The following is a 20,408-nucleotide window of genomic DNA, read 5'->3' on the forward strand; positions in this document are numbered from 1 at the left end:
GCTCACGATCATGCGCTGGCCTCGATATCAAAATCCCGCATCGCGGCTCGGACCACATCCATGATCCCGTCTTCGTCCAAGCCGGCCGCCCGCGCCGCAGCAATCCAGCGTTCGAGTCGACGGGTCAGCGCCTGAATCGTCGCGGGTGTGGACTGGCTGAGGCTGCGTTCAACGAAGGTGCCCTGCCCAGGGCGCCCGGCGACCAGGCCTTCGTATTCCAGCTCTTTGTAGGCCTTCTGTACGGTATTGGGATTGATCGCCACGTTCGCGGCAACCTCGTGGGCCGTGGGCAACTTGTCACCTGGCTGTAGCCAGCCCAGCCGTAATGCCTGTTTCACCTGTTGTACAAGCTGGGAATACGGCGGCAACCCGCTCGTCGAGTCGATTCGGAAGTCCAGCATTCCAGCACTGTAGCTTGCCTAGGGCATTAGGTAAAGCCTACCTAGGCAGATAGGTAATAGCAGAACGAGGCCGGGCTCGTTCGCTAGCCATCCCAGTCGAGCAACGGAGTTAGCGGCGCTTTGAATGCTGCGAAGTTCGTCGTGCTCCGGAACGCTGGCATCGCGTAGAGAGCTCTGGCGTAGTTCCACAGATTCACGTAGCTGGTAATGCGAGGTCCGACCCTGCGGTGGGCGTTGACGCCCGCGTCGTAGCGGACGAGGTCGACCCACAACTGGATATCGGCGGCTGTGAGATCGTCGCCGAGCAAGTATCGCCGGCGGGCCAACCTCCCGTCGAACGTGGCGAGCGCCGCTCTGACGCCGTCGGCTTTCGTATTGTCGTAGAGGGCGTAACTGAGCCCGCGGGTGATCGCGGTCTCTATGGAAAGGCTGAGTTCGTCGATGCGGTCGCGCAGGGCCGCCGGGTAGGTATCGACATCAGGTCTGGACCAGGCCCGAAATTCGGTGGCTACGTCCCGGACGATCGCCCGTGCGTCATTGGTGACGATCTGGTTGGTAGCTCGATCCCAGAGGATCGGTACCGATACCGGGCCATCGTAGTACGGGAGCGTCGCATCGTAGGCATCGCGAAGAAGGGTGAAACCGTTGACGGGGTCGGGTCCGGTTCGTTCGCGAAATGCCCAGCCCCGGGCATCGCGGAGGCCGTCGACGTAGGAGACGGTGATGATGTCAGCGAGGCCGTTCAAGGCGATCTGGATCGTCGCGCGATGTGACCAGGGGCAGAACCAACCTGCGTAGAGGTGATACCGCCCGGGTTCTGCGCGATAACCGCTCGAGCCGTCCGCAGTGATTCTGCCTTCGAGCACCCGTGGTTTGTACACGTTGGGTCGGTGCTCGCCGTACGCGCCTGCATCGATTCCGCTGGCGTACTTCGCAATGGCGGTCACTTCTGGCCTACCGGGCAGGCATCGACGATATCGAGACGGCGGTACTGGCTGGCATGAAAGACCAACGGTGCGACGTCGTGATCGGCCTGCAAGCTGTGCACCCTGAGTAGCACGATGTCGTGGTCGCCGGCTCTGATGTGCTGCTCGATGCTGCACTCGAACCACGCACTTGCCCCGGTGATGAGGACGGCCCCGTCATCGCCAAGGTGCCAGTCAAGGTCGAGAAATCGATCCTCGGCTCGTGCGCTGAGCTGACGACCGGCGCGCTCCTGATGCGACCCGAGAACGCTCACGCCGAGACGAGGACAATCACGCAGTGCGGGCCACGTCGTCGAAGTGTGCGCGACGCAAACCGACACCAGTGGCGGATCGAGTGACACCGAAGTGAAAGAACTCGCCGCGAGCCCAAGCGGCTTGCGGTTCGCGCCGAGGGCTGCGATTGCCGTTACCCCAGTGGGAAACGTGCCGTAGACGCGACGAAGTTCACCGTGGTCGACAGTGCTGGTCATCCGAGGCTGCGCTTGACCTGCGGGACGGCGTGCTCGAGCCACTGTTGGAGCTCGTCGGAATCGGCGTAGTCGGAGTCGAGGAGGAACAGGCCCCGAGTGGGGCAGGTTGCGCCGAGTTCGACCAGGACGGGTTTGAGCAACAGGTCGGCCGCCAGCGAGTGTCGCCAGTGGCCGCCGAGCATCAGAGGTACGGCGGTGACTCCGGCGAGCGCGCCGCCGCCGATGCGATCGAGGAAGAGTTTCAGCAGACCGGTATACGTCGCCTTGTAGGTCGGACTGGCAACCACGACGAGGTCACTGTCCAGGACGGCGGCGATCGCGTCGTTGACCGCCGGGTCGGCCCAGTCCAACAGCTGAGCGCCGAAGTCCGCGAGATCGAGTCGTAGGTCTGGCGTTGTGCCGGTGAGGCGCTCGGCGACAAGGTTGGCGGCCTCGAAGGTTCGCGAGCGCGGCTTCGGGTTGCCGACGAGGACGGTGGTCGTCATCGTCTCGACCATTCTTCGGCGAGCAAGGCATAGGAGCGTACCCGATCGGCGTGGTCGTGGGTGATGGTGGTGATGATGAGCTCGTCGGCGCCCGTGGCGTCACGAAGTTGTTCGAGTTTGTCGGCGACCTGGCTGGGTGAACCGACGAACTGGGTTTCGACTCGATCGTCGACGAGCGCTCGGTCCTCGTCCGTCCAGGCGTGCGCTCGGGCCTGCTCAGGCGTAGGAAATTGAATCGCGCCCTCCGCAGTTCGGATGCTGCGCACCCATAGGCCATACCCGGTGGAAAGCTCCCGGGCAGTCGCCTCGTCCTCGGCCACGACAACGTCGGCAGAGACGCTGACGTAGGGTTGTTCGAGTTCGTCTGAGGCGACGAACGCGGCCCGGTAGCCTTCGGCCGCCTCCAGGACCGTCGCGGGGCTGACGTGGTAATTGGCAGCAAACCGAAGGCCATTACTTCCGGCTACTTGTGCGCTCTCGCCGCCGCTGCTGCCGAGGATCCATACCTGCAGGTCGGCGTGCTCGCCGGGTATTACGTGGGCTTCGACCCCGTCGGCGGAACGATAGCTGCCAGCGATCAACGCGAGGATGTCCTCAACCTGTTCGGTGTAGTTCTGCGGTTTGGCATTGGGCTGGGTGAGAAGGGCTTTCTGCAGCGCGAAGCGCGGGGAACCGAGCAGGTGCTGGAAAGAGAACTTCGCGGGGATGCGCAGCCCGTTAGGTGCGTGTCCGTTCACCACGGCAGGGGCTCCGACGAGCGCAGGGGTCTTTGCCGATTCCGTCGGCCGACCACCCGAACGCCCCAGGCCCAGGTCGAAGCGGCCCGGATGCAGCGCGTCCAACAAGCCGAACTCCTCCACCGTGGAGAGCGCGGTGCGGTGTCCCAACTGGACGGCGCCGGCACCAAGACGGATGGTAGAAGTCGCGGCGGCAGTCAAGGCAAGTACGACAGCGGGAGAAGTCCCGGCGACGCCAGGGTTGAGGTGGTGCTCGGCGAACCAGTAGCGCGTGTAGCCAAGTCGTTCAGTCTGCTGGGCCAGGTCGATGCTGTTGCGCAACGCCTCGGTGGCGTTGGAACCCGACGAGATCGGGACGAGGTCGAGGACAGTGAGCGGAGTGTTGGTCATCTTCAATGTCCTTCTCAGACGGTGGCGGGAACGGGGCGACGTGTCGCGGGCTGTGCTTGCGCAACGTTTGCCGCCCACGGCGGATCGGGAATGTCGCGGCGCAAAACCGGGGCGATATCGGACTGGAAGAGTTCCAGCGCCTCCCGGTGCTGATCGCTGGTCAGGCCACCGGCGTCGGCGTGTAGGTGCAGCACCGAGTGACCGAATTGTTCGTGATAACGGTGGACCTTGTCGATGACCTGCTGAGGGCTGCCGATCAGGGCCGAACTGCGTTCGATGTAGTCCTCGAGGGTGTGGAACACCGGCTCCAGTCCGAGCTTCTTCTGAAAGGCTAACTGTCCTTCGAAGACGGGGCGGTAGGTGTTGATGGCGTCCTGCGAATTGCGGGCCGCGTAGTAGCCTGCGGTACCGGCGCCGACGATGGCGTCAGCGGGATCGTTGCCGTAATGGACCCATCGCTCGCGGTAGTACCGAATCAGCTCGGCGTAGGGCTCGATCGGGTTTGTGACGTTGGCTGAGAACAGCGGGTCTCCGTAACGGGCCGCGAGGTCGACTGATTCTCGGCTGGTGGCGCTGCCATGCCAGACCCTGATCGGAGTTTGGAGCGGCCGCGGCCAGACCTCAGCCGCATCGAGCGACGGCCGGAACTTCGGCGTGGCCGTGACCTTGTCGTGCCGCCAGATCTGGCGAAAGAGTTCGTAGCTCTCGGCGTTGCGGTCCCACTGGTCCTCGGGTGTGACGTGGAAGAGCTCGCGCTGCGCGGCGCCGTTTCCTTTGCCGATGATCAACTCCAGTCGGCCGCCGGACAGGTGGTCAAGGGTTGCGTAGTCCTCATACGCACGGACCGGATCGAGCAGGCTCAACGTCGTTACCGCTGTGAACAGGCGAATCGTGCTGGTGAGTGCCGCGACGTGGCTCAGCACCACCGGCGGGGAGGACGAGATGAAAGGACGTTCGTGTCGTTCGCCCACCCCGAAACCGTCGAAGCCGAGCGCCTCGGCGAGGACGGCGTTGTCGATGACTTCCTGAAATCGATCGTAGGTCGGCTTCTGCACTCCGGTGACTGGGTCCGGAGCGTGGACGATGAGCGTGATGGCCAGGAATTTCACGACGCGGCCCTGGCTTGGGTCGTGAGAATCTCCTCCGGCTGACCGAGACCGAGGTGCTCGCGCAATGTCGTGCCTTCGTACTCGGTGCGGAAGACCCCCTTCTCCTGCAGGAGTGGCACAACCGTGTCGGCGAAGGCGTCGAGTCCGCCGGGCGTGATGTGCGGGACGAGGATGAAGCCGTCGCTGGCATCGGCTTGCACGAAGCGGTTTATCTCATCAGCGATCGTCTGCGGCGAGCCGATGAACGCCTGCCGCCCGGTGAGCTCGATCATCAGCTCTCGTATCGACAGCTTTTTGGCCTCGGCTAGGCCACGCCACTCAGCGGCGGTCGCGAGGCGGTCGGTGAACTGCCGGGCCCGGGCGGTGCCGCGGGCGATCTTCGGCTCGCCGAGTTCGGGGTCGATGTCGGGCAACGGACCGTCCGGGTCATAGCCGGAGAGGTCGCGGTTCCAGAGCTGCTCCAGGAAGTTGATCGCGGTCTGTCCGCTGACCTGCTGGAGCCGGACTTCATGGGCAAGCTCGTGCGCCTCGCTGTCGGTGTCACCAAGGGCGAACGTTGCGGCCGGCAGGATAAGCAGTTGCTCCGGCTGGCGACCGTAACGAGCCAGCCTCCTTTTGACGTCGGTGAAGAACGCCTGGCCGTCGTTGAATGTGCCGTGTCTGCTGAAGATCGCGTCGGCTGACGACGCTGCGAATTCTCGGCCTTGCTCGGAATCGCCAGCTTGAAAAATGACCGGCCGTCCTTGCGGGCTCCGGGGCACACTGAATTGACCGGCGATGTTGAAGTGCTTGTCCTGATGGGAGAAAGTGCCCACATCGGGAGTGCTGATGAACTGGCCGCTCTGCTTGTCGGCGAGGATCTCGTCACCGCGCCAGGAGTCGAACAGCTCCCAGGTGGTCCGCATGAACTGCTCGGCGCGGGAGTACCTGTCATCCTGGGCGAGAAAGCCGCCGCGGCGGAAGTTCTCGCCAGTGAACGCGTCCCAGGAGGTGACGACGTTCCAGGCGGCGCGCCCCGCGGACAGGTGATCAAGGCTGGCGAATTGCCGCGCGACCTCGTACGGCTCGTTGAAGGTGGAGTTGATCGTGCCGGCCAATCCGAGCCTGTCGGTAACGGCGGCCAGTGCTGCTAGCACCGTGAACGTATCGGGTCGACCGACGACATCCAGATCGTAGATCTTGCCATTCTGCTCTCGGAGCCGTAGGCCTTCGGCGAGGAACAAGAAGTCGAACTTGGCCCGTTCGGCGGTCTGCGCAAGATGGGCGAAGGAGCTGAACTCGATGTGGCTACCGGCTGCTGGATCGCTCCAGACGGTGGTGTTGTTCACGCCCGGGAAGTGGGCGGCCAGATGTATCTGCTTCAAGGGCTTGCTCATCGTCATGTCCTTCGGTTCAGGCGGCGGCGTAGCGGTTGGCGGGCCGGGGCAGGCCAAGCAGGCCTCGCAGGCTGTCGGCTTCATAGGCGGTGCGGAACGCCCCTCGGCGTTGTAGTTCGGGCACGAGCGAGCGGGTGATCGACTGCAGATCGTCAGGCAAGACCGCGGGTCGGAGGCGAAAACCCGAAAGTCCGGCGGCCTGCCAATCCAGCAGCAGGTCTGCCAGTCGCGACGCCGACCCGGTGAAGATGTGTGCGTCACTGCGGTATTCCTCGCCGGCTAACGCGTCGAGGCGCTCTCGGCGGCTCACCGCGCTGTCCGTGTCGTTGTCGAGGAAGACCACCAGGTCGCCGAAGATGTGAACCGTCTCATCCGCCCGCCCAGCCGTCTCTTGCAACGACCGGACCTCGCTGACTATCTCCGCCGCGTGCGCCGCGTCTCGGGGCGTGACGTAGCCGATGTCAGCCGACGTGGCGACGAGCTCGTAAGGACGGCGCTGGTGCGCGAGGGCGGTGACGATCGGTTGCCCTTGTGGTGGACGGGGCGTAATCGACGGACCCTTCACACTGAACCGTTCCCCGGTGAAATCGATGTAGTGCAAGCGCTCACGATCTACAAACCGTCCGGTCGCGGTGTCACGAATCTCGGCGTCGTCCTCCCAGCTGTCCCAGAGGCGACGCAGGACTTCGACGTAATCGCGCGCCTCATCGAAGAGCTCCGCGATCAGATGCTGCGCTGCGGGTTGTTGCAGCTCGTCCCGCGTGACCGCCGGGATGTCCCGCCGCCCGAACAGCGCTGCCTCATCGACGCGCGCCGAGACCTTGACCTGGACGCCGGCCCGACCGGAACTCACGTAGTCCAGGGTGGCGATGGCCTTTGACAGGTGAAATGGCTCGGTGTGAGTGACGATCGCGGTAGGGACCAGGCCGATGTGGCGTGTCAGTGGCGCGATCCGAGCCGCGATCAACACCGCGTCGAGCCGGCCTCGAACCTGATCGGTGCGCCGGTCTGGCTCGGTATGGCGTGCCGTCTGCAGACCGAGCGAATCCTCGATGCTGATGAAGTCGAGCAGGCCGCTCTCGGCCTCAGCGGCCAGGTCGGCCCAGTATTGGGCATTGAGCAGTTCGGCTGGGCGAGCCGTGGGTTCCCGCCACGCGGCGGGGTGCCAGCCGGCACCGTCGAGCGCGACGGCGAGATGGGCGGTGGAGACAGGTGCGGGCATAGCGAGATCAGCTCTCTTCGTGAGTGGGCGGGCATGCGCGGCCTCGCGACGGTATGGCGGCGAAGGGTAGATCGGCGGCGGTCAGTGAGAGACCGGACATAGTGCGGCAGAGACGCGCTGTAAGTCGATGTGACGGCGGGAGAACAACCCAAGACGCGGGCTCAGCATCTGTCGTCACCTCTTCCTGTCGAACGGCCACGCCGCGCCGACGTCCACGCTTGCGAGCCGCGAACGGGCCCGCCGGGTCGTCACCTGGAGCACCCCGCCGGTGGAGGAGGGTTGCCGGCCAGCAAGCCAGGGCTTGATGCTGACACTCATAACCTGGATCGAGCGTAACTGGTGCTGGCTGATTCATGCAATGCCTATAGATGTGATCGAGATAGCTTTTCCAGCCGGTGATCTGACAGAACGGAATACTCATATCGTCTATTCCGCTAGAGCCGGTGTGAAATACAGGAGTGTGCCGTGGTGACGCCGGTGTTCCATTGGTTTCTTCCGACCGGCGGCGACGGCCGTCGGCTGGGCGGCTCCGTGCACGGCCTGGGCATCGGCGCCACGGGCGCCGTCAAGGCCAGCGGCGCTGGTGAGCGTCCAGCAACGCTTGACTACCTGAGCCAGCTTGTTCGCGCCGCCGATGACCTCGGCTACGAAGCCGTGTTGACGCCGACCGGGGCGCATTGCGAGGACGCCTGGGTGGTCACGGCCGCGCTCATCTCACAGACCACACGGTTGAAATTTCTGGTCGCGTTTCGGCCCGGGCTGATCGAACCGGCGCTCGCGGCACAGATGGCTGCCACCTTCCAGCGTCTGTCTGCGGGCCGACTGCTGCTCAACGTGGTCGCCGGCAGCAGTGACGCCGAACAACGAAGCTTCGGCGATGCACTCAAGCATGATGCCCGCTACGCCCGCGCCGAGGAGTTTCTGGACGTTGTCAGGCAGTCTTGGGCTGGTTCGAGGTTCGACCACCACGGCGGCTATTACGATCTGGACGACGCTCAGCTACGTGAGCCGCCAAAGCCGGTACCGAAGGTCTATCTCGGCGGATCGTCCGGCCCTGCGCTGGATCTGGCGGCCCGCCACGCTGATACCTATCTCACCTGGGGAGAACCACCAGCGATGGTGGCGGAGAAAGTGGCGCAGGTGGTAGATCGCGCCGGCAAACACGGGCGCACGCTGCGGTTCGGTTTGCGAATACACGTCATTAGCCGTGACACCCCTGAACAGGCCTGGCGTGACGCCGACGCGCTGATCGCCGGACTCGGCGACGCTGAGATCGCCGAAGGGCAACGCCGTCTTCGGTCCCTGGAATCCGTTGGTCAAACCCGGATGCTCGAGCTGCATGGCGGTTCGCGGGAGCGTCTGGTGGTAGGACCTAACCTATGGGCCGGGATTGGTCTTGTTCGAGGCGGTGCTGGAACGGCGCTAGTTGGCAGCCATGAACAGGTTGCGGAGCGCATAGCGGAATATCAACAGGCTGGTATCGATGAATTCATCCTGTCGGGCTATCCCCATCTGGAAGAGGCGTACAGCTTCGCTGAGGGCGTGCGGCCATTGTTCGGCTAACGAGAGCAATCTCTATCACATTCATAGGGATTGTGTGGGACCAGGTTGAACGGTTACAGTTCAACCTGGTTATGAGCGTCAGCGTCAAGCCCTGGCTTGCTGACCGGCAACCCTCCACGCGGTGGGGTGCTCCAGGTGACGACCAGACACCGACAATCGTCGGTGTAAGCGCGAGGCCCTGACCGGCCGAAGATTATCTAGGCGGAACAGACATGAACGTCGGCCCCGGCAAGGATCAAGAAACACCGTACGGGTGCTTCAGACTGCGAGTCGCTCGTCGACACGTGGATCTCCGCCGCGTGAGTAGCGCACTGTGTCCGGGCCTCTGACCTTCTTTCCCCGCTAGCCCTGGATACCACCTAGGTTCTCCTGAGCGCCCATTGCCCTTTCCCAGAAAAGGCATGGCGCTCTGCAGGCAGCGCAGCGAGCTTTCTCGGCCTCGCCAACGGTGACTACCCGAAGACCCTCGACAAGTGGCGGGTGCTCACGAGCTCGGGTATCCCGAAGTCGGAACTCAACCCGGCGCCCAGCCTCTGACTAGATTAGGCAATCAGCCCGCCGCGACCCCGTACAACCCCGTTCAACCCCGTACAACAACAGGGAGATGACATGACCGTCCAAGATCTGGCTGAAAATCAAACCGATGATGCCAACTTCGAGCAGAGTTGGCGAGAATGGCACAGCGCGCATCAGAAGGTCCTCGCCGACCCGCACGGATTTTTGGCGATCACCAGCCTGCGCTGGCTCGTCAGCGAACCGAAGCGATTTGATGATGCGCCAGGCGAGTGGTCGACTGGCCAGGACGGTGTCCGTGTCGTGTTGGCGGAAGGGGAAACCCTCGAATTCAATGGCGCCACGCTGCGCGGGGAACACAATTTCGGGCCGATCGCCGAGCGGGACAGCTTGTACCCGGTTTCCGGCGATGTGGTCATCGAGGTCGCCAAGCGCGGCGGCCACGACATCATCCGGCCCCGGCACCCGAGCAACCCATTGCTCGTCCGCTTCGTCGATACGCCTGCCTACGCTCCAGACCCGAGGTGGGCAGTTACCGGCCGCTACTTGCCGTTCGACGAGCCTCGCCCTACGACCGTCGGAGCTGCCGTCGAAGGCCTGCAACACGTCTATGACGCCCCGGGCCGGATCGAATTCGAGCTCGAGGGACAGCCGCTGAGCCTCACCGCGTTCAACGGAAAGGGAGCTGGGAGCCTGCTGGTCCTCTTTACCGATGCCACGTCAGGCGTCACGACGTACGCCGCGAACCGGGCGCTGGCCATTGACCCTCCTGACGCCGACGGGCGGGTGCGGTTGGACTTCAACCGCGCAACGAATCTCCCTTGCGCTTATACCGATCTGGCCACCTGCCCACTTCCGCCGGCCGAGAATCAGCTGCCGGTTGCCGTCGAGGCGGGCGAGAAGATTCCACACGAGCGCCGGTGAAAGGCCACCGATGACCAGCGAGGCAACGGTCACGACCCGGTCGCATCAGCGTAGCTAGATCCGAGAGTCCGTTCAGATGTCATGAGCGCCACCCGAAGGAGCCTGGAGTTATCACGTATGTCCACAGTTCTTGGGGATCCTGTTACAGATCAGTTGGCTCCAGCCAACGCAGCACTTAGCACGCTGGTAGGCGCGGAGCAGGTCGTTCCGCTCGTCGACGGTCGGCAGGTGCGCTATGCAAATCTGGACTACGCGGCCAGCGCACCTGCCTTGCAAGTCGTTGCTGACCAGGTGAACGAACTGCTGCCCTGGTATTCAAGCGTCCATCGCGGCGCCGGTTATCCGTCCCAGGTTTGTACGGCAGCTTATGAATCCGCCCGTACGACGGTCGCCCATTTCGTCGGCGCGCGCGAGGCAGATGTTGTGATCTTCACCCGCAACACGACGGACGCAGTGAACCTGCTTGCGACTGCGGCCCCTGGTCCGGTCGTGTACCTAGATATCGAGCACCATGCCAATCTCTTGCCCTGGCAGGTTCGCGACGGGCGGGTGGTGCTTGCGCGCAACACGCTTGCGGAGACCGTCACGGCTTTGGAGGCAGAGCTTGCCCGGACCCCTGCTGCGTTGCTTGCCGTGACGGGCGCCTCGAATGTCACGGGTGAGCTACTCCCGCTCGCTCTGTTGGCTGACGTAGCCCACCGCCACGGGGCACGCATTGCCGTCGACGGCGCGCAACTGGTGCCGCATCGTCGCGTGGACATCGCCGATGTCGGTGTTGATTACATCGCTTTCTCCGGGCACAAGCTCTACGCGCCCTTCGGGTCAGGGGCGCTGATCGGGCGCAGGGATTGGCTCGACGCGGCGGCGCCGTATCTTGCCGGCGGGGGAGCGGTGCGGCATGTGACGATCGACAGCACCGATTGGACGGACTCGCCGGCTCGGCATGAGGCGGGCACGCCAAACGTGATCGGTGCGGTTGCGCTGGCCGCGGCATGCCGCGCGATACGCGATTTGTCTGAAGCTGCGCTGATACAGCATGAAGCGGCTTTGCTCCGACGGCTCGACGATGGCCTGGCCGAGGTGGGAGCTTGTAGTCTGCGCCTCTGGGGCGACGAGGCAGAGCGGGTCGGGATGGTGACCTTCACCCTGCCCGGATTCTCACCGGAGCTGATTGCTCAATATCTATCAGCCGAACATGGCATCGGAGTGCGGGATGGGCGATTCTGCGCGCACCCGTTACTAACACGGTTCGGGGCCGATCGCGGTGCGGTGCGCGCGAGCGTCGGGCTGGGCACTACTACCGCCGACATCGACCGGCTCTTGGAAGCACTCGCCTCACTCGCGGCGAACGGACCCTCGTGGACCTACGAATTGGTCGATGGCGCTCTCGGGCCGTCTCCTGACCCGCGAACCTCGCCGAACTGGCTTGCAGGCGATGAAAGTCAGCTACCGGCATCGCCTTGCGCAACCACCTAACGCATTCACCATATAGAAGTAATCCTATCTGTGAGGTAGACAATAGAGTCTTTCCCTTGGCCATGAGGGATGATAGTTTCGTTCCACGGTCATGAACGCCAGCGGATAGCCCCGGCTTGCTGGCTGGCAACCCTCGCGTCGCGGTGGGGTGCCCCGGGTGACGACCAGGTCGAAGCAATCGTGCTTCGGCAAGCGTGATCGACGATCAAGGAGAACCTCGTGACAAGCGACAAGCTCGCCGCCGGCTCCCGGCACTTGCGTAGCAGCGGCTGCTTCATCGAACGTCGGCACGTGGATCTCGCGCGGGTATCAAGCGCGCTCTGTCGCTCCTAGATAGTCTTCGCCGCCTTCTGGTCCTGGCCTGATAGGCGAGCCAGTTGCGCCGCTCATCAAACGCTCGGAGCCATCGTCCATGGCGGCTGCGGAGCCGCTGATATCGAACGCCGCGTCGCGGACGTATTGATGTTCCTCTCGTCTTGTCCCGGCCGCCTTTGCGCGCCCGCATGTCCTTTGATTGTAGGAGTTTCCGTGACCGAGCCAGCTGCGCCAACGACAGAGACACCGGTGTTGCCAACGCAATCGACCATCGGCCACTGGCAGCAACCGATGGTTGGGCTGAGTGGTCAAGCCACCGCCGCGACCGAGTTCTCCGGCGCGGACGGCAATCCCGCTGCGCCGACAGAGGGTCCGTCGTTGCGGCCCCTGTCGGCGCAACGGGTGATCCCGCTGCGACATCCCGGTCGGTGGATTGCAACCGTCGTCGTGCTGGTCGTTCTTGCCCAAGTCGTACACGGCCTGATCACGAACCCGTTCTATCAGTGGGATCGCTTCCAGTACTGGTTTGCTCGGCCGGTCATTCTGCGTGGTCTGGTGATCACGCTGAAGGTGACTGCGTGGAGCGCTCTCTTCGGTTTGATCGGAGGGATCCTGCTTGCATTGGGTCGATTGTCAAAGAGCCCGATTCTCCGGGCAGTCAGCTGGATCTATATCTGGTTGTTCCGCTCGATCCCGCTGATCGTGGTGCTGTTGATCCTGTACAACTTTGGGGCTCTGTACAAGACGATGAGCGTTGGCGTACCTTTTGGTCCCGCCTTTGGTAACTTTCGCGAATCGAGCCTCGCGAGCGACATGGTGATCGCCGTCATCGGTTTGAGCCTCAGCGAGGCGGCCTACGCGGCGGAGGTTGTTCGAGCCGGAATACTGTCGGTGGACCAAGGCCAGCACGAGGCCGCTGCGGCTCTCGGGCTACCGAAGGGTTACCAGTTCGGCCGCATCGTGTTGCCTCAAGCGCTGCGTGCCATCGTCCCGTCCTATGTCAATCAACTGATCGGGCTGATCAAAAGCAGCTCGTTGGTCTTCTATGTGTCGCTACTCGATCTGTTCGGTGAAGTGCAGAGCATGGGAAGCACCTACCCCGGCGACATCGTTCCGCTACTGCTCGTCGCGACGGTCTGGTACGTGATCCTGACGAGTTTGGTCTCGATCGCTCAGTTCTACGTCGAGCGGTACTACTCCCGGGGGGCGCTGCGAACCATGCCTCCAACGCCCATACAGCGAATCCGACGCAGTATCAGCGATGTCCGCGCCCGTATCCAGATTGGCGCCGCACGATGACGAGCACCGTCGAGGCCTTCGTCGAGCCATCGGTGGTGGAGATTCACGATGCCCACAAATGGTATGGAACCCATCGGGTCCTGGATGGAATCGACCTGACGATTCCGGCGGGCAAAGTCACCGTGATCCTGGGCCCTTCCGGCTCCGGGAAATCAACCTTGCTCAGGGCTATCAACCACCTGGAGAAGCTGGACATCGGGTACGTCAGCATCAATGGCGAGTTGATCGGAGTGCGAAGGCACGGCACCCGGCTGAAGGAGCTCAGCGAACGTGCGATCCTCAGCCAGCGCGGGCGAATTGGCTTCGTTTTCCAGAACTTCAATCTGTTCCCCCATCTCAGCGCGTTGGACAACGTCTCTGCCGCGCTGATTGCGAACAAGCGCGCTCAGAAGGGCGAGGCTCTCGAGACTGCTCGCGGATTGCTGGGCCGAGTCGGGCTGGCGGACAAGGCCGAAGCCTTTCCGCGTCAGTTGTCCGGTGGCCAGCAACAGCGAGTCGCGATCGCTCGCGCCCTCGCACTCCGACCGGGAGTCATCCTGTTCGACGAGCCAACTTCCGCGCTTGATCCTGAGCGCGTCGGAGAGGTCCTTGCCGTCATCAAGGACTTGGCGACAACCGGGACCACCTTGGTCGTCGTCACCCACGAGATTGGCTTCGCCCGCGAGGTGGCCGATCAGGTGGTGTTTGTCGATGCCGGTCGCATTGTCGAGCAGGGTCCTCCGCACGAAGTACTAGACCACCCCCAACATGCCCGCACCAGGGAATTCCTCAGCAAGGTTCTTTAGCGCACAGCCGTACTCAACGCACAGCCGTACTCAACGCACAGCCGTACTCAACGCACAGCCGTACTCAACGCACTGACGCTCAGCGCAGGGCGATAGCCACCGCAATCTCACCAAGGAGAAGTATGTCCAGGCCAAGATCGAAACTCGTCCAGATCGTCGCGACCGCTACCGCGCTCGTCGCACTTGGTGCCGGCGTGAGCGCCTGCGCCAGCGGTAATGCCTCGACCCCGAAGTCCTCGGCTACCGCAGGGGGAGCTACGGGAACGACCGTGGCAGTGGGCGCGCTCTCCAACGGCGCCGCAACCCCGATCGACTTGCAAGTCGACGCGGTTGCCTCGATCAGGGCAGAGCTGCCGCCAGCTGTCGTCAGCAGCGGCCAGTTCGTCGTCGGCCTCGGGTTGTTGCCTTCAGGCGCGCCGCCCCTTGGCTTCATAGGTTCTGACCAGAAGACGTTGACCGGTTCAGAGGCAGATCTCGGCCGCCTCGTCTCAGCGGTGTTCGGATTGAAGCCAGTGCTCGACAACGCGACCTGGGACAATCTCTTCGTAGGCATCGATTCTGGCAAGACTGACGCCGGGTTCTCCAACATCACCGACACCGAGCAGCGCAAGACGAAATATGACTTCGCCTCATACCGTCAGGACAACCTCGGCTTCGAAGTGCTTAAGTCCAGCTCGTGGAACTTCGACGGCAACTTCGAGAACCTCGCGGGCAAGACGGTCGCCGTTGGCTCGGGTACCAATCAGGAGAAGATTCTTCTGCAGTGGCAAAGCCAGCTCAAGGCAGCAGGCAAGACCCTGAACGTCAAGTACTACCCGGACCAGAACACGACCTACCTAGCGCTGGACTCGGGAAAGATCGATGCCTACTTCACGCCCAATCCTTCGATCGCCTATCACGTCACCCAGACGGCCAACACCCCTAACCCCACTCGTAGTGCAGGTAAGTACTCCGGTGCCGGGGCGACGTTGCAAGGTTTGATCGCTGCCACTACCAAGAAGGGCAGTGGGCTGGCTCAGCCCATCGCCGATGCGATCAACTATCTGATCAAGAACGGTCAGTACACGAAATGGCTTGCCGCCTGGGGCCTTTCCAACGAGGCAGTCGCCACCTCACAGGTGAACCCACCCGGATTGCCGCTCACCAATTCCTGACAGCAAGCTCCTGCGCACGGTGGGGGCGGGGTGATCGTGCCGCCCCCACCAACCAACCATCGAAAGGCAATCGCTCATGACTCTGCGGGTAGCAGTCGTTGGCGGTGGCGTCATGGGCTCATCTGCCGCCTGGCACCTCGCGGCCCGCGGCGCAGACGTGACACTGCTCGAGCAGTACCAACCGGGTCACGACTTGGGTAGCTCCCACGGGAGTTCGCGAATCTTTCGGCTGGCCTACCCCGACGCCGTCTACATCGGGCTGGCCCAGCGGGCGCTGCCGCTGTGGCGTGCTCTCGAAGAGCAGACCAACAGCTCGGTCTTGACGTTGACCGGCGCCCTCGACCACGGGCCAGGCTCCGCCATCGAACCGCTGCGCGACGCCCTGCTGGCTGCTGGCGCTGAAGTACGACTCATCGGCTCGGCCGAAGCGGCCGAACGTTGGCCCGGCCTGCGCATTGACTCCGCGGCGCTATTCCACGCCGACGCTGGGCGCCTGCACGCAGACCGTGCGGTTGTGGCGCTACAGCGCGGAGCCGAGCTGCACGGCGCGTCGATCCGACACGGAGTTCAGGTAACCCAGATCTCGGTTACCGACATTGGACGCGTGCAAATAGTTACCCTCGATGAGGAGGCACTGATCGTCGACGCGGTGGTTGTCGCGGTGGGCGGTTGGGCAACGCAGACGCTCGATCCGCTTGTGAATGGGCTGCCAAGCCTGCGGGTCACCCAAGAGCAGCCAGTCCACTTTCCGACGCCTGACCCGCTCGGATGGCCGAGCTTCATTCACCACCCGGGTGGGGAGTTTGCCGACGAAGGTGGGGTCTATGGACTCGGTAGCGACGACGGTGTCAAGGTGGGCTTTCATGCTGTCGGCCCGGTGGTGAAAGACGCCTACGTCCGAGACCGGCGTATCGACCCGGTAGCTGTCCAACGACTGCAGGACTATGCCGAAACGTGGCTCCCCGGGGTCGATTCCTCGAAGCCAGCGCCCACGACGTGCCTGTACACCGTCACTCCTGATCACAACTTCGTGATCGATCGACAGGGACCCATCACCGTGCTGGCCGGTTTCTCAGGGCACGGTTTCAAGTTCGGCTCGGTCATCGGCGAACTGGCCGCTGACCTGGTCGACGGCAAACCGGGTGTTGCCGGCTTTGCCCTCGGGCCCCGGTGAGATCGCGACCTCATGATGACGCGTCGAGACGCCTCCGACTTGGCGTCAGCATTGTCTGTGACGAGCGTGAACCAACCCGGTCAGTAACCTGCTTATCCTGAAAGCTGAAATCAGAATCGGAGTTCCACCATGTCGCACGCTCGTGAACTTGACGAACCGCATCCGCTGGACAATCCAGCCCGCGCTGCCCTGACCGGTCCGCATGCTCACTTCGCCCAGCGTCGCGGAAACGTGTTGCGCTACCCAGTCGACGTCAGTCCGTTCGTCGCACTACCCGATGAACCTACGGAGCAGGATTGGTTGGACATCGCAGAGCTTGCCGGGCCGGGCGCGGTCGTCCCCTTTGCGGGCTTGTCCGTTCCGACACCTGCGGGCTGGGAGGTTGTCATGCGTGGGGCGGGCGTTCAGATGGTCGACGACGGGATTGCGGCGGCGCACGACGACGAGGCCGTGCGGTTGGGTTCCGGCGACGTCGCAGAGATGCTTGCCCTTATTGAACGGACGAAACCCGGTCCATTCCTGCCGCGCACGGTGGAGCTGGGAACCTACTTAGGCATCCGCCGCGACGGGAAGCTCATCGCGATGGCCGGCGAACGGCTACATCCGCCAGGTTGGACGGAGATCAGCGCGGTTTGTACGGACGCGGAGTACCGCGGGCAAGGCCTCGGCACCCGCTTGGTTCACGCAGTCGCAGCGGGCATCCGCGAACGTGGCGAGACACCGTTTCTGCACGCTGCCGCGAACAATGTCAACGCGATACGGCTCTACGAGGCGCTGGGATTTCGGCTCCGCAGGTCCACCAGCTTTGTCGGCGTACAGGTTCCAGAGGAGGCCTGGGTAGCCTGAGTGTTCCGTCGATTCTCTATCGAAGCTACAGAGATAGTTAGGTATACTTCCGAGATGCGATGGCCTGACTTCTTCCTGATGGGGACACCCAAAGGCGGCACAACGGCGCTGCACTCCGCGCTCGTCGGGCATCCGCAGCTGCACCTATCTACAGTCAAAGAACCCAAGTTCTTTCTCTGCGGCGGCGTGCCACCACCGCGTTCGGGCCAGCGCGGTCCCGGAGACGCCCACAGCGCGCGCGAATGGGTATGGCGCGAATCGGACTATCTGCAGCTGTTCGCGAATGCGCCACACGAGGCTCTGATCGGAGAATCCACCCCGTTCTACCTCTATGACTTCGCGGCTCAACAGCGAATTGCCGACACAACGCCCGATGCCCGCCTCATCGCCGTGATCCGCGACCCCGTTGATCGGGCGTACAGCAACTGGACCCACCTGTGGTCGGACGGGCTGGAACCGATCTCCGATTTCAACGAGGCGCTTGCGCAGGAGGATTCTCGCGTCGCGGCAGGCTACGCCCCGTTCTGGCACTACACCCGCCTCGGGCAATACGGGCACCAGCTTCAGCATCTATACGGTCTGTTTCCCCGCGATCAGGTCCTCGTGTTGCGCTATCGGCAGTTGGCGGAGGAGCCCGACCGAACGATCGCGACGGTCTGCGACTTCCTAGGTGTGCAACAGCATCCGGCCGCAAAGTCCAAGCCCGACAACGTTCATCCGTACGTAGCACCCGGTCTGCGGACGAGGCTCCTCGGTGCCACGATCCGTGCCGGTGCCGCGGCCGGTGCGTTCGCGCCGCCTCAGGTCTGGCGTCGTGTCGAAGCCCCGCTCCGGTCGACATTGCACAAGGGCGGTGGACGTCGTCCGTCACTCTCGGTCGAACAACGACGCGAAGCTCTCGTCGGGTTTCTTGATGACATTGCGCTGTTGGAGGACGTGACAGGGCGCTCTTTCGATGACTGGCGTTCGGACGCTGGTAGAGGTGAATTCAGCCAACGTTGGAAAGGCTGATCAGCTGCGTCCTGATCTCGTTGGATCCGTCAGCAGATGCCGCCTCGAAGTAAACCCGGCCGATGCCGTCGCCGAGGTCAATGACACTCGTGTAGCGCAGCGTGTGCCGGCCGTACGGTGATTGTGCTGGAACTGACTGCGATGCCGTCGTCAAGGGCGTGTCGACCGAAGCGCCGCGGATTGTGCCTGTCCGCTCATACCAATTCTCGCTCGCGTCTGCCCGACCATCGTAGAAACCGAGGACCGAGCCGTCGTGTCGCGGCACGATCGATGCCACGCGGCGTCCACGCCGATCCCAACCCGTGGCCGGCGGAGTGAGAACGACGGCGCCCCACGTCCAGGACAACCCGTCGTCGCTGAAGGCGTAACGCGACGTCATCCGATCTTCCTCACCAGGGTCGTTGAGCGGATGGCAGCACACCCACGCATGCCACTTGCCGTCCCCGTCAACCAAAACCACCGGATCCTTGACGGCGGTCAGGTCGTCGCCCGCCCAGGTCGTCGCCCGTTGTCCCTTGGCCAGGTCGGCCGCATCGTCGGCGTCCAGAGCATCAATCCACCAATGCTTCGAGCCGGGGGTCGACAAGCTCACGTAGATGCGCCAGCCTCCGTCAGGCCTGCGGACGAGCGCCGGCCGCTCCAACGAAGCGCAGTCGAGATCATCGCGATAGAGCGTGCACAACGTGTCGAACCGGACACCGTCGACCGAACGCGCGACCACGTTGGCGTAGCCCCGGCCCTCGTTCACCGGGCGCCGCAAACGGTAAGCCAAGTAGATCGTGCCTTCGGCCCGAACGACGCTCGGAGCACCCGCCCAGTAGCCGTCGCCGACGCCGGGAGCCGCGATAACCAGCTCGCTTGAAGCGAAGTCCAGGTCGGGGCGAGGTCCTATCTTCGTGTCCACGACGCATCACGCTAGCGGACTCTCCTGGACCAGGTGCTGATCCGGTACGGCCTCAGCTGCGTGGAGGTGCCGACAGGTACCGCGGAGTCGTATTGTCGGGCGCATGGCTGCGCTCGTCGTGCGACCGCTGTCGCCCAATACCTGGCAGGACTTCGCGCGCCTTGTCGAGCAACACAACGGCGTGTGGGGCGGTTGCTGGTGCCTGGGATTCCACGCCGAAGGCGCCGAGCAAGGCGCTCATCGCCGTCAGGCCAAGGAGGATCGGGTCCGCAGTGGGACTGCTCACGCCGCATTGGTCTATGACGGTGACGATTGCGTCGGCTGGTGTCAGTTCGGATCGCCCGGGGAGCTGCCGCGCATCAAGCGCAAGCGGGTCTATCAAGCCGGCGAGGTGCGGCCACCAGATTGGCGAATCACCTGCTTCTTCGTGGGTAACGAGTACCGGAACCGAGGAGTTGCTTCGGTGGCGCTGCAAGGTGCGCTCCAGCAGATCGCGAGTCTCGGCGGCGGCTTGGTCGAGAGTTTCCCAGAGGATGTGACAGGTCGGCGGACATCCGGCGGATTCCTGCACAACGCGACGACGTCGATTTTCGAGCGCGAGGGTTTCACCCGTGAGCGTCAATTAGGCAAACATCATTGGCTGATGACCAAGGTTGTCCCTAGATCACGGGTGCGACGCTCGTCATAGGTCGCGCAGCCACCCATCGAGAGCCTCGGCTGCCTCGCTCGCGTCCCGAATCGGGCGGTCGAACGCGGCTCGGCCTGTCCATCGGCCAAGTTGTAGCGCCTGCGCAACGTCCTGCTGGTCGGTCCAGTCGATCTGGACCACAGCGCCAAGAAGTTCGACGCCCTGCACGGACGGTCGCGGCAGTTCCCACGCGCGATTTGACCGCCAGGGGTAGTGGGCGAGTATGACCAACCGGGGCGTCGTCAACCGCAGTACCGCCGGGCGCGTAGGCGCTCCGGCCGCGTGCAGCTGCATCACGCCGTGGAACAAAATCGATTCATCGGCCACAAGCGGCAGCGTCTGCTCCAACTCTGCCAGCGCGCCGCGGAACGTATAGGCAAGTCGCAACTCTCGGCCACGGTCGGTGGGTTCGGTCACGTGGCGCACCCTACCAACGTGCAGCAGGCTGCCGCATGAGCGCAACATGATGGATTGGCCGTCGCCATGTGGATCGGGCGTAAGTGCTGGCCGCCGCGGTTGATTGTGATTAGCGTTGTCACCAGGCAACCGTTCCCGGGAGCCACCAGTTTGGAGCACCACC

General features: G+C 63.5%; 23 protein-coding genes and 3 riboswitches. Of the genes, 12 read left to right on the plus strand and 11 right to left on the minus strand.

The window, feature by feature from the left end; translation table 11 throughout:
• Positions 1-8 precede the first annotated feature (8 nt).
• From ACSMXN_RS03180 to ACSMXN_RS03220, 9 genes are all read right to left on the minus strand, one after another.
• Entirely contained in the window at positions 9-401 is a 393-nt protein-coding gene (locus ACSMXN_RS03180) for a GntR family transcriptional regulator (RefSeq protein ID WP_022914834.1), read from the minus strand.
• Positions 402-484: 83 nt separating this feature from the next.
• Entirely contained in the window at positions 485-1,348 is an 864-nt protein-coding gene (locus ACSMXN_RS03185) for a glutathione S-transferase C-terminal domain-containing protein (protein WP_022914833.1), read from the minus strand.
• Positions 1,345-1,857, minus strand: coding sequence for a flavin reductase family protein (locus tag ACSMXN_RS03190; protein ID WP_022914832.1), 513 nt, complete (start codon positions 1,855-1,857; stop codon positions 1,345-1,347). The genes ACSMXN_RS03185 and ACSMXN_RS03190 overlap by 4 nt, the downstream gene beginning before the upstream one ends.
• Complete coding sequence (locus ACSMXN_RS03195) at positions 1,854-2,342, minus strand: NAD(P)H-dependent oxidoreductase (RefSeq protein ID WP_027139817.1); 489 nt, start codon at positions 2,340-2,342, stop codon at positions 1,854-1,856. The genes ACSMXN_RS03190 and ACSMXN_RS03195 overlap by 4 nt, the downstream gene beginning before the upstream one ends.
• Positions 2,339-3,469 carry an LLM class flavin-dependent oxidoreductase gene (locus ACSMXN_RS03200; protein ID WP_022914830.1) on the minus strand — a complete coding sequence of 377 codons (1,131 nt, stop codon included), beginning with the start codon at positions 3,467-3,469 and terminating at the stop codon, positions 2,339-2,341. The genes ACSMXN_RS03195 and ACSMXN_RS03200 overlap by 4 nt, the downstream gene beginning before the upstream one ends.
• A 14-nt stretch (positions 3,470-3,483) precedes the next feature.
• Positions 3,484-4,578, minus strand: coding sequence for an LLM class flavin-dependent oxidoreductase (locus ACSMXN_RS03205; protein ID WP_022914829.1), 1,095 nt, complete (start codon positions 4,576-4,578; stop codon positions 3,484-3,486).
• Entirely contained in the window at positions 4,575-5,954 is a 1,380-nt protein-coding gene (locus tag ACSMXN_RS03210) for an NtaA/DmoA family FMN-dependent monooxygenase (RefSeq protein ID WP_027139816.1), read from the minus strand. Before ACSMXN_RS03210 ends, ACSMXN_RS03205 begins: the two co-directional genes overlap by 4 nt.
• A 16-nt stretch (positions 5,955-5,970) precedes the next feature.
• On the minus strand, positions 5,971-7,176 hold the full coding sequence (locus ACSMXN_RS03215) for an LLM class flavin-dependent oxidoreductase (protein WP_022914827.1): 1,206 nt from the start codon (positions 7,174-7,176) through the stop codon (positions 5,971-5,973).
• Positions 7,177-7,257: 81 nt separating this feature from the next.
• Complete coding sequence (locus tag ACSMXN_RS03220; protein WP_455407763.1) at positions 7,258-7,344, minus strand: putative leader peptide; 87 nt, start codon at positions 7,342-7,344, stop codon at positions 7,258-7,260.
• 41 nt (positions 7,345-7,385) lie between these two features.
• Positions 7,386-7,498, minus strand: a riboswitch (SAM riboswitch).
• Positions 7,499-7,644: 146 nt separating this feature from the next.
• On the opposite strand from ACSMXN_RS03220, the gene ACSMXN_RS03225 reads away from it, so the two are divergent.
• The 11 genes from ACSMXN_RS03225 to ACSMXN_RS03275 all read left to right on the plus strand — a co-directional run bounded on the left by ACSMXN_RS03225 (position 7,645) and on the right by ACSMXN_RS03275 (position 18,236).
• Entirely contained in the window at positions 7,645-8,739 is a 1,095-nt protein-coding gene (locus ACSMXN_RS03225; RefSeq protein WP_027139815.1) for an LLM class flavin-dependent oxidoreductase, read from the plus strand.
• A gap of 67 nt (positions 8,740-8,806) precedes the next feature.
• Positions 8,807-8,916, plus strand: a riboswitch (SAM riboswitch).
• Between the two features lie 35 nt (positions 8,917-8,951).
• A complete protein-coding gene (locus ACSMXN_RS03230) occupies positions 8,952-9,068 on the plus strand; it encodes a putative leader peptide (RefSeq protein WP_455407683.1) in 117 nt (38 codons plus the stop codon).
• A 280-nt stretch (positions 9,069-9,348) separates the two neighbouring features.
• A complete protein-coding gene (locus tag ACSMXN_RS03235; protein ID WP_022914825.1) occupies positions 9,349-10,176 on the plus strand; it encodes a DUF1684 domain-containing protein in 828 nt (275 codons plus the stop codon).
• A gap of 117 nt (positions 10,177-10,293) precedes the next feature.
• Positions 10,294-11,652, plus strand: a complete 1,359-nt coding sequence (locus ACSMXN_RS03240) for an aminotransferase class V-fold PLP-dependent enzyme (protein ID WP_022914824.1) — start codon at positions 10,294-10,296, stop codon at positions 11,650-11,652.
• A gap of 87 nt (positions 11,653-11,739) precedes the next feature.
• Positions 11,740-11,853: riboswitch (SAM riboswitch) on the plus strand.
• An 18-nt stretch (positions 11,854-11,871) separates the two neighbouring features.
• Positions 11,872-11,985 (plus strand): putative leader peptide, encoded by a 114-nt coding sequence (locus ACSMXN_RS03245; RefSeq protein ID WP_455407684.1) that lies wholly within the window; start codon positions 11,872-11,874, stop codon positions 11,983-11,985.
• A 273-nt stretch (positions 11,986-12,258) separates the two neighbouring features.
• On the plus strand, positions 12,259-13,266 hold the full coding sequence (locus tag ACSMXN_RS03250) for an amino acid ABC transporter permease (RefSeq protein WP_155958504.1): 1,008 nt from the start codon (positions 12,259-12,261) through the stop codon (positions 13,264-13,266).
• A complete protein-coding gene (locus tag ACSMXN_RS03255; RefSeq protein WP_022914822.1) occupies positions 13,263-14,051 on the plus strand; it encodes an amino acid ABC transporter ATP-binding protein in 789 nt (262 codons plus the stop codon). The genes ACSMXN_RS03250 and ACSMXN_RS03255 overlap by 4 nt, the downstream gene beginning before the upstream one ends.
• Before the next feature lie 122 nt (positions 14,052-14,173).
• Positions 14,174-15,205: a transporter substrate-binding domain-containing protein gene (locus ACSMXN_RS03260; RefSeq protein WP_022914821.1), complete on the plus strand. Its 1,032-nt coding sequence runs from the start codon at positions 14,174-14,176 to the stop codon at positions 15,203-15,205.
• Positions 15,206-15,281: 76 nt separating this feature from the next.
• Positions 15,282-16,379 carry an FAD-dependent oxidoreductase gene (locus ACSMXN_RS03265; RefSeq protein ID WP_022914820.1) on the plus strand — a complete coding sequence of 366 codons (1,098 nt, stop codon included), beginning with the start codon at positions 15,282-15,284 and terminating at the stop codon, positions 16,377-16,379.
• 129 nt (positions 16,380-16,508) lie between these two features.
• The gene (locus ACSMXN_RS03270) at positions 16,509-17,225 is read left to right on the plus strand and encodes a GNAT family N-acetyltransferase (protein WP_022914819.1); all 717 of its coding nucleotides are present in this window, start codon (positions 16,509-16,511) and stop codon (positions 17,223-17,225) included.
• Positions 17,226-17,279: 54 nt separating this feature from the next.
• A complete protein-coding gene (locus ACSMXN_RS03275) occupies positions 17,280-18,236 on the plus strand; it encodes a sulfotransferase family protein (RefSeq protein WP_022914818.1) in 957 nt (318 codons plus the stop codon).
• On the opposite strand, the gene ACSMXN_RS03280 is transcribed toward ACSMXN_RS03275, so the two are convergent.
• On the minus strand, positions 18,214-19,140 hold the full coding sequence (locus tag ACSMXN_RS03280) for a hypothetical protein (RefSeq protein ID WP_022914817.1): 927 nt from the start codon (positions 19,138-19,140) through the stop codon (positions 18,214-18,216). The genes ACSMXN_RS03275 and ACSMXN_RS03280 overlap by 23 nt on opposite strands.
• A gap of 103 nt (positions 19,141-19,243) precedes the next feature.
• On the opposite strand from ACSMXN_RS03280, the gene ACSMXN_RS03285 reads away from it, so the two are divergent.
• Positions 19,244-19,828 (plus strand): GNAT family N-acetyltransferase, encoded by a 585-nt coding sequence (locus tag ACSMXN_RS03285; protein ID WP_022914816.1) that lies wholly within the window; start codon positions 19,244-19,246, stop codon positions 19,826-19,828.
• On the opposite strand, the gene ACSMXN_RS03290 is transcribed toward ACSMXN_RS03285, so the two are convergent.
• Entirely contained in the window at positions 19,823-20,245 is a 423-nt protein-coding gene (locus ACSMXN_RS03290) for a hypothetical protein (RefSeq protein ID WP_155958502.1), read from the minus strand. The genes ACSMXN_RS03285 and ACSMXN_RS03290 overlap by 6 nt on opposite strands.
• Positions 20,246-20,408: the final 163 nt, after the last annotated feature.

Source organism: Parajatrophihabitans canadensis, from assembly GCF_053764775.1.

Bases quoted from the DNA above. Each gene is read 5' to 3' on its own strand.
- ACSMXN_RS03180 (WP_022914834.1), bottom strand. From the start codon at position 401: ATGCTGGACTTCCGAATCGACTCGACGAGCGGGTTGCCGCCGTATTCC.
- ACSMXN_RS03190 (WP_022914832.1), bottom strand. From the start codon at position 1,857: ATGACCAGCACTGTCGACCACGGTGAACTTCGTCGCGTCTACGGCACG.
- ACSMXN_RS03195 (WP_027139817.1), bottom strand. From the start codon at position 2,342: ATGACGACCACCGTCCTCGTCGGCAACCCGAAGCCGCGCTCGCGAACC.
- ACSMXN_RS03200 (WP_022914830.1), bottom strand. From the start codon at position 3,469: ATGACCAACACTCCGCTCACTGTCCTCGACCTCGTCCCGATCTCGTCG.
- ACSMXN_RS03210 (WP_027139816.1), bottom strand. From the start codon at position 5,954: ATGAGCAAGCCCTTGAAGCAGATACATCTGGCCGCCCACTTCCCGGGC.
- ACSMXN_RS03215 (WP_022914827.1), bottom strand. From the start codon at position 7,176: ATGCCCGCACCTGTCTCCACCGCCCATCTCGCCGTCGCGCTCGACGGT.
- ACSMXN_RS03220 (WP_455407763.1), bottom strand. From the start codon at position 7,344: ATGCTGAGCCCGCGTCTTGGGTTGTTCTCCCGCCGTCACATCGACTTA.
- ACSMXN_RS03230 (WP_455407683.1), top strand. From the start codon at position 8,952: ATGAACGTCGGCCCCGGCAAGGATCAAGAAACACCGTACGGGTGCTTC.
- ACSMXN_RS03235 (WP_022914825.1), top strand. From the start codon at position 9,349: ATGACCGTCCAAGATCTGGCTGAAAATCAAACCGATGATGCCAACTTC.
- ACSMXN_RS03240 (WP_022914824.1), top strand. From the start codon at position 10,294: ATGTCCACAGTTCTTGGGGATCCTGTTACAGATCAGTTGGCTCCAGCC.
- ACSMXN_RS03250 (WP_155958504.1), top strand. From the start codon at position 12,259: ATGGTTGGGCTGAGTGGTCAAGCCACCGCCGCGACCGAGTTCTCCGGC.
- ACSMXN_RS03255 (WP_022914822.1), top strand. From the start codon at position 13,263: ATGACGAGCACCGTCGAGGCCTTCGTCGAGCCATCGGTGGTGGAGATT.
- ACSMXN_RS03260 (WP_022914821.1), top strand. From the start codon at position 14,174: ATGTCCAGGCCAAGATCGAAACTCGTCCAGATCGTCGCGACCGCTACC.
- ACSMXN_RS03265 (WP_022914820.1), top strand. From the start codon at position 15,282: ATGACTCTGCGGGTAGCAGTCGTTGGCGGTGGCGTCATGGGCTCATCT.
- ACSMXN_RS03270 (WP_022914819.1), top strand. From the start codon at position 16,509: ATGTCGCACGCTCGTGAACTTGACGAACCGCATCCGCTGGACAATCCA.
- ACSMXN_RS03275 (WP_022914818.1), top strand. From the start codon at position 17,280: ATGCGATGGCCTGACTTCTTCCTGATGGGGACACCCAAAGGCGGCACA.
- ACSMXN_RS03285 (WP_022914816.1), top strand. From the start codon at position 19,244: ATGGCTGCGCTCGTCGTGCGACCGCTGTCGCCCAATACCTGGCAGGAC.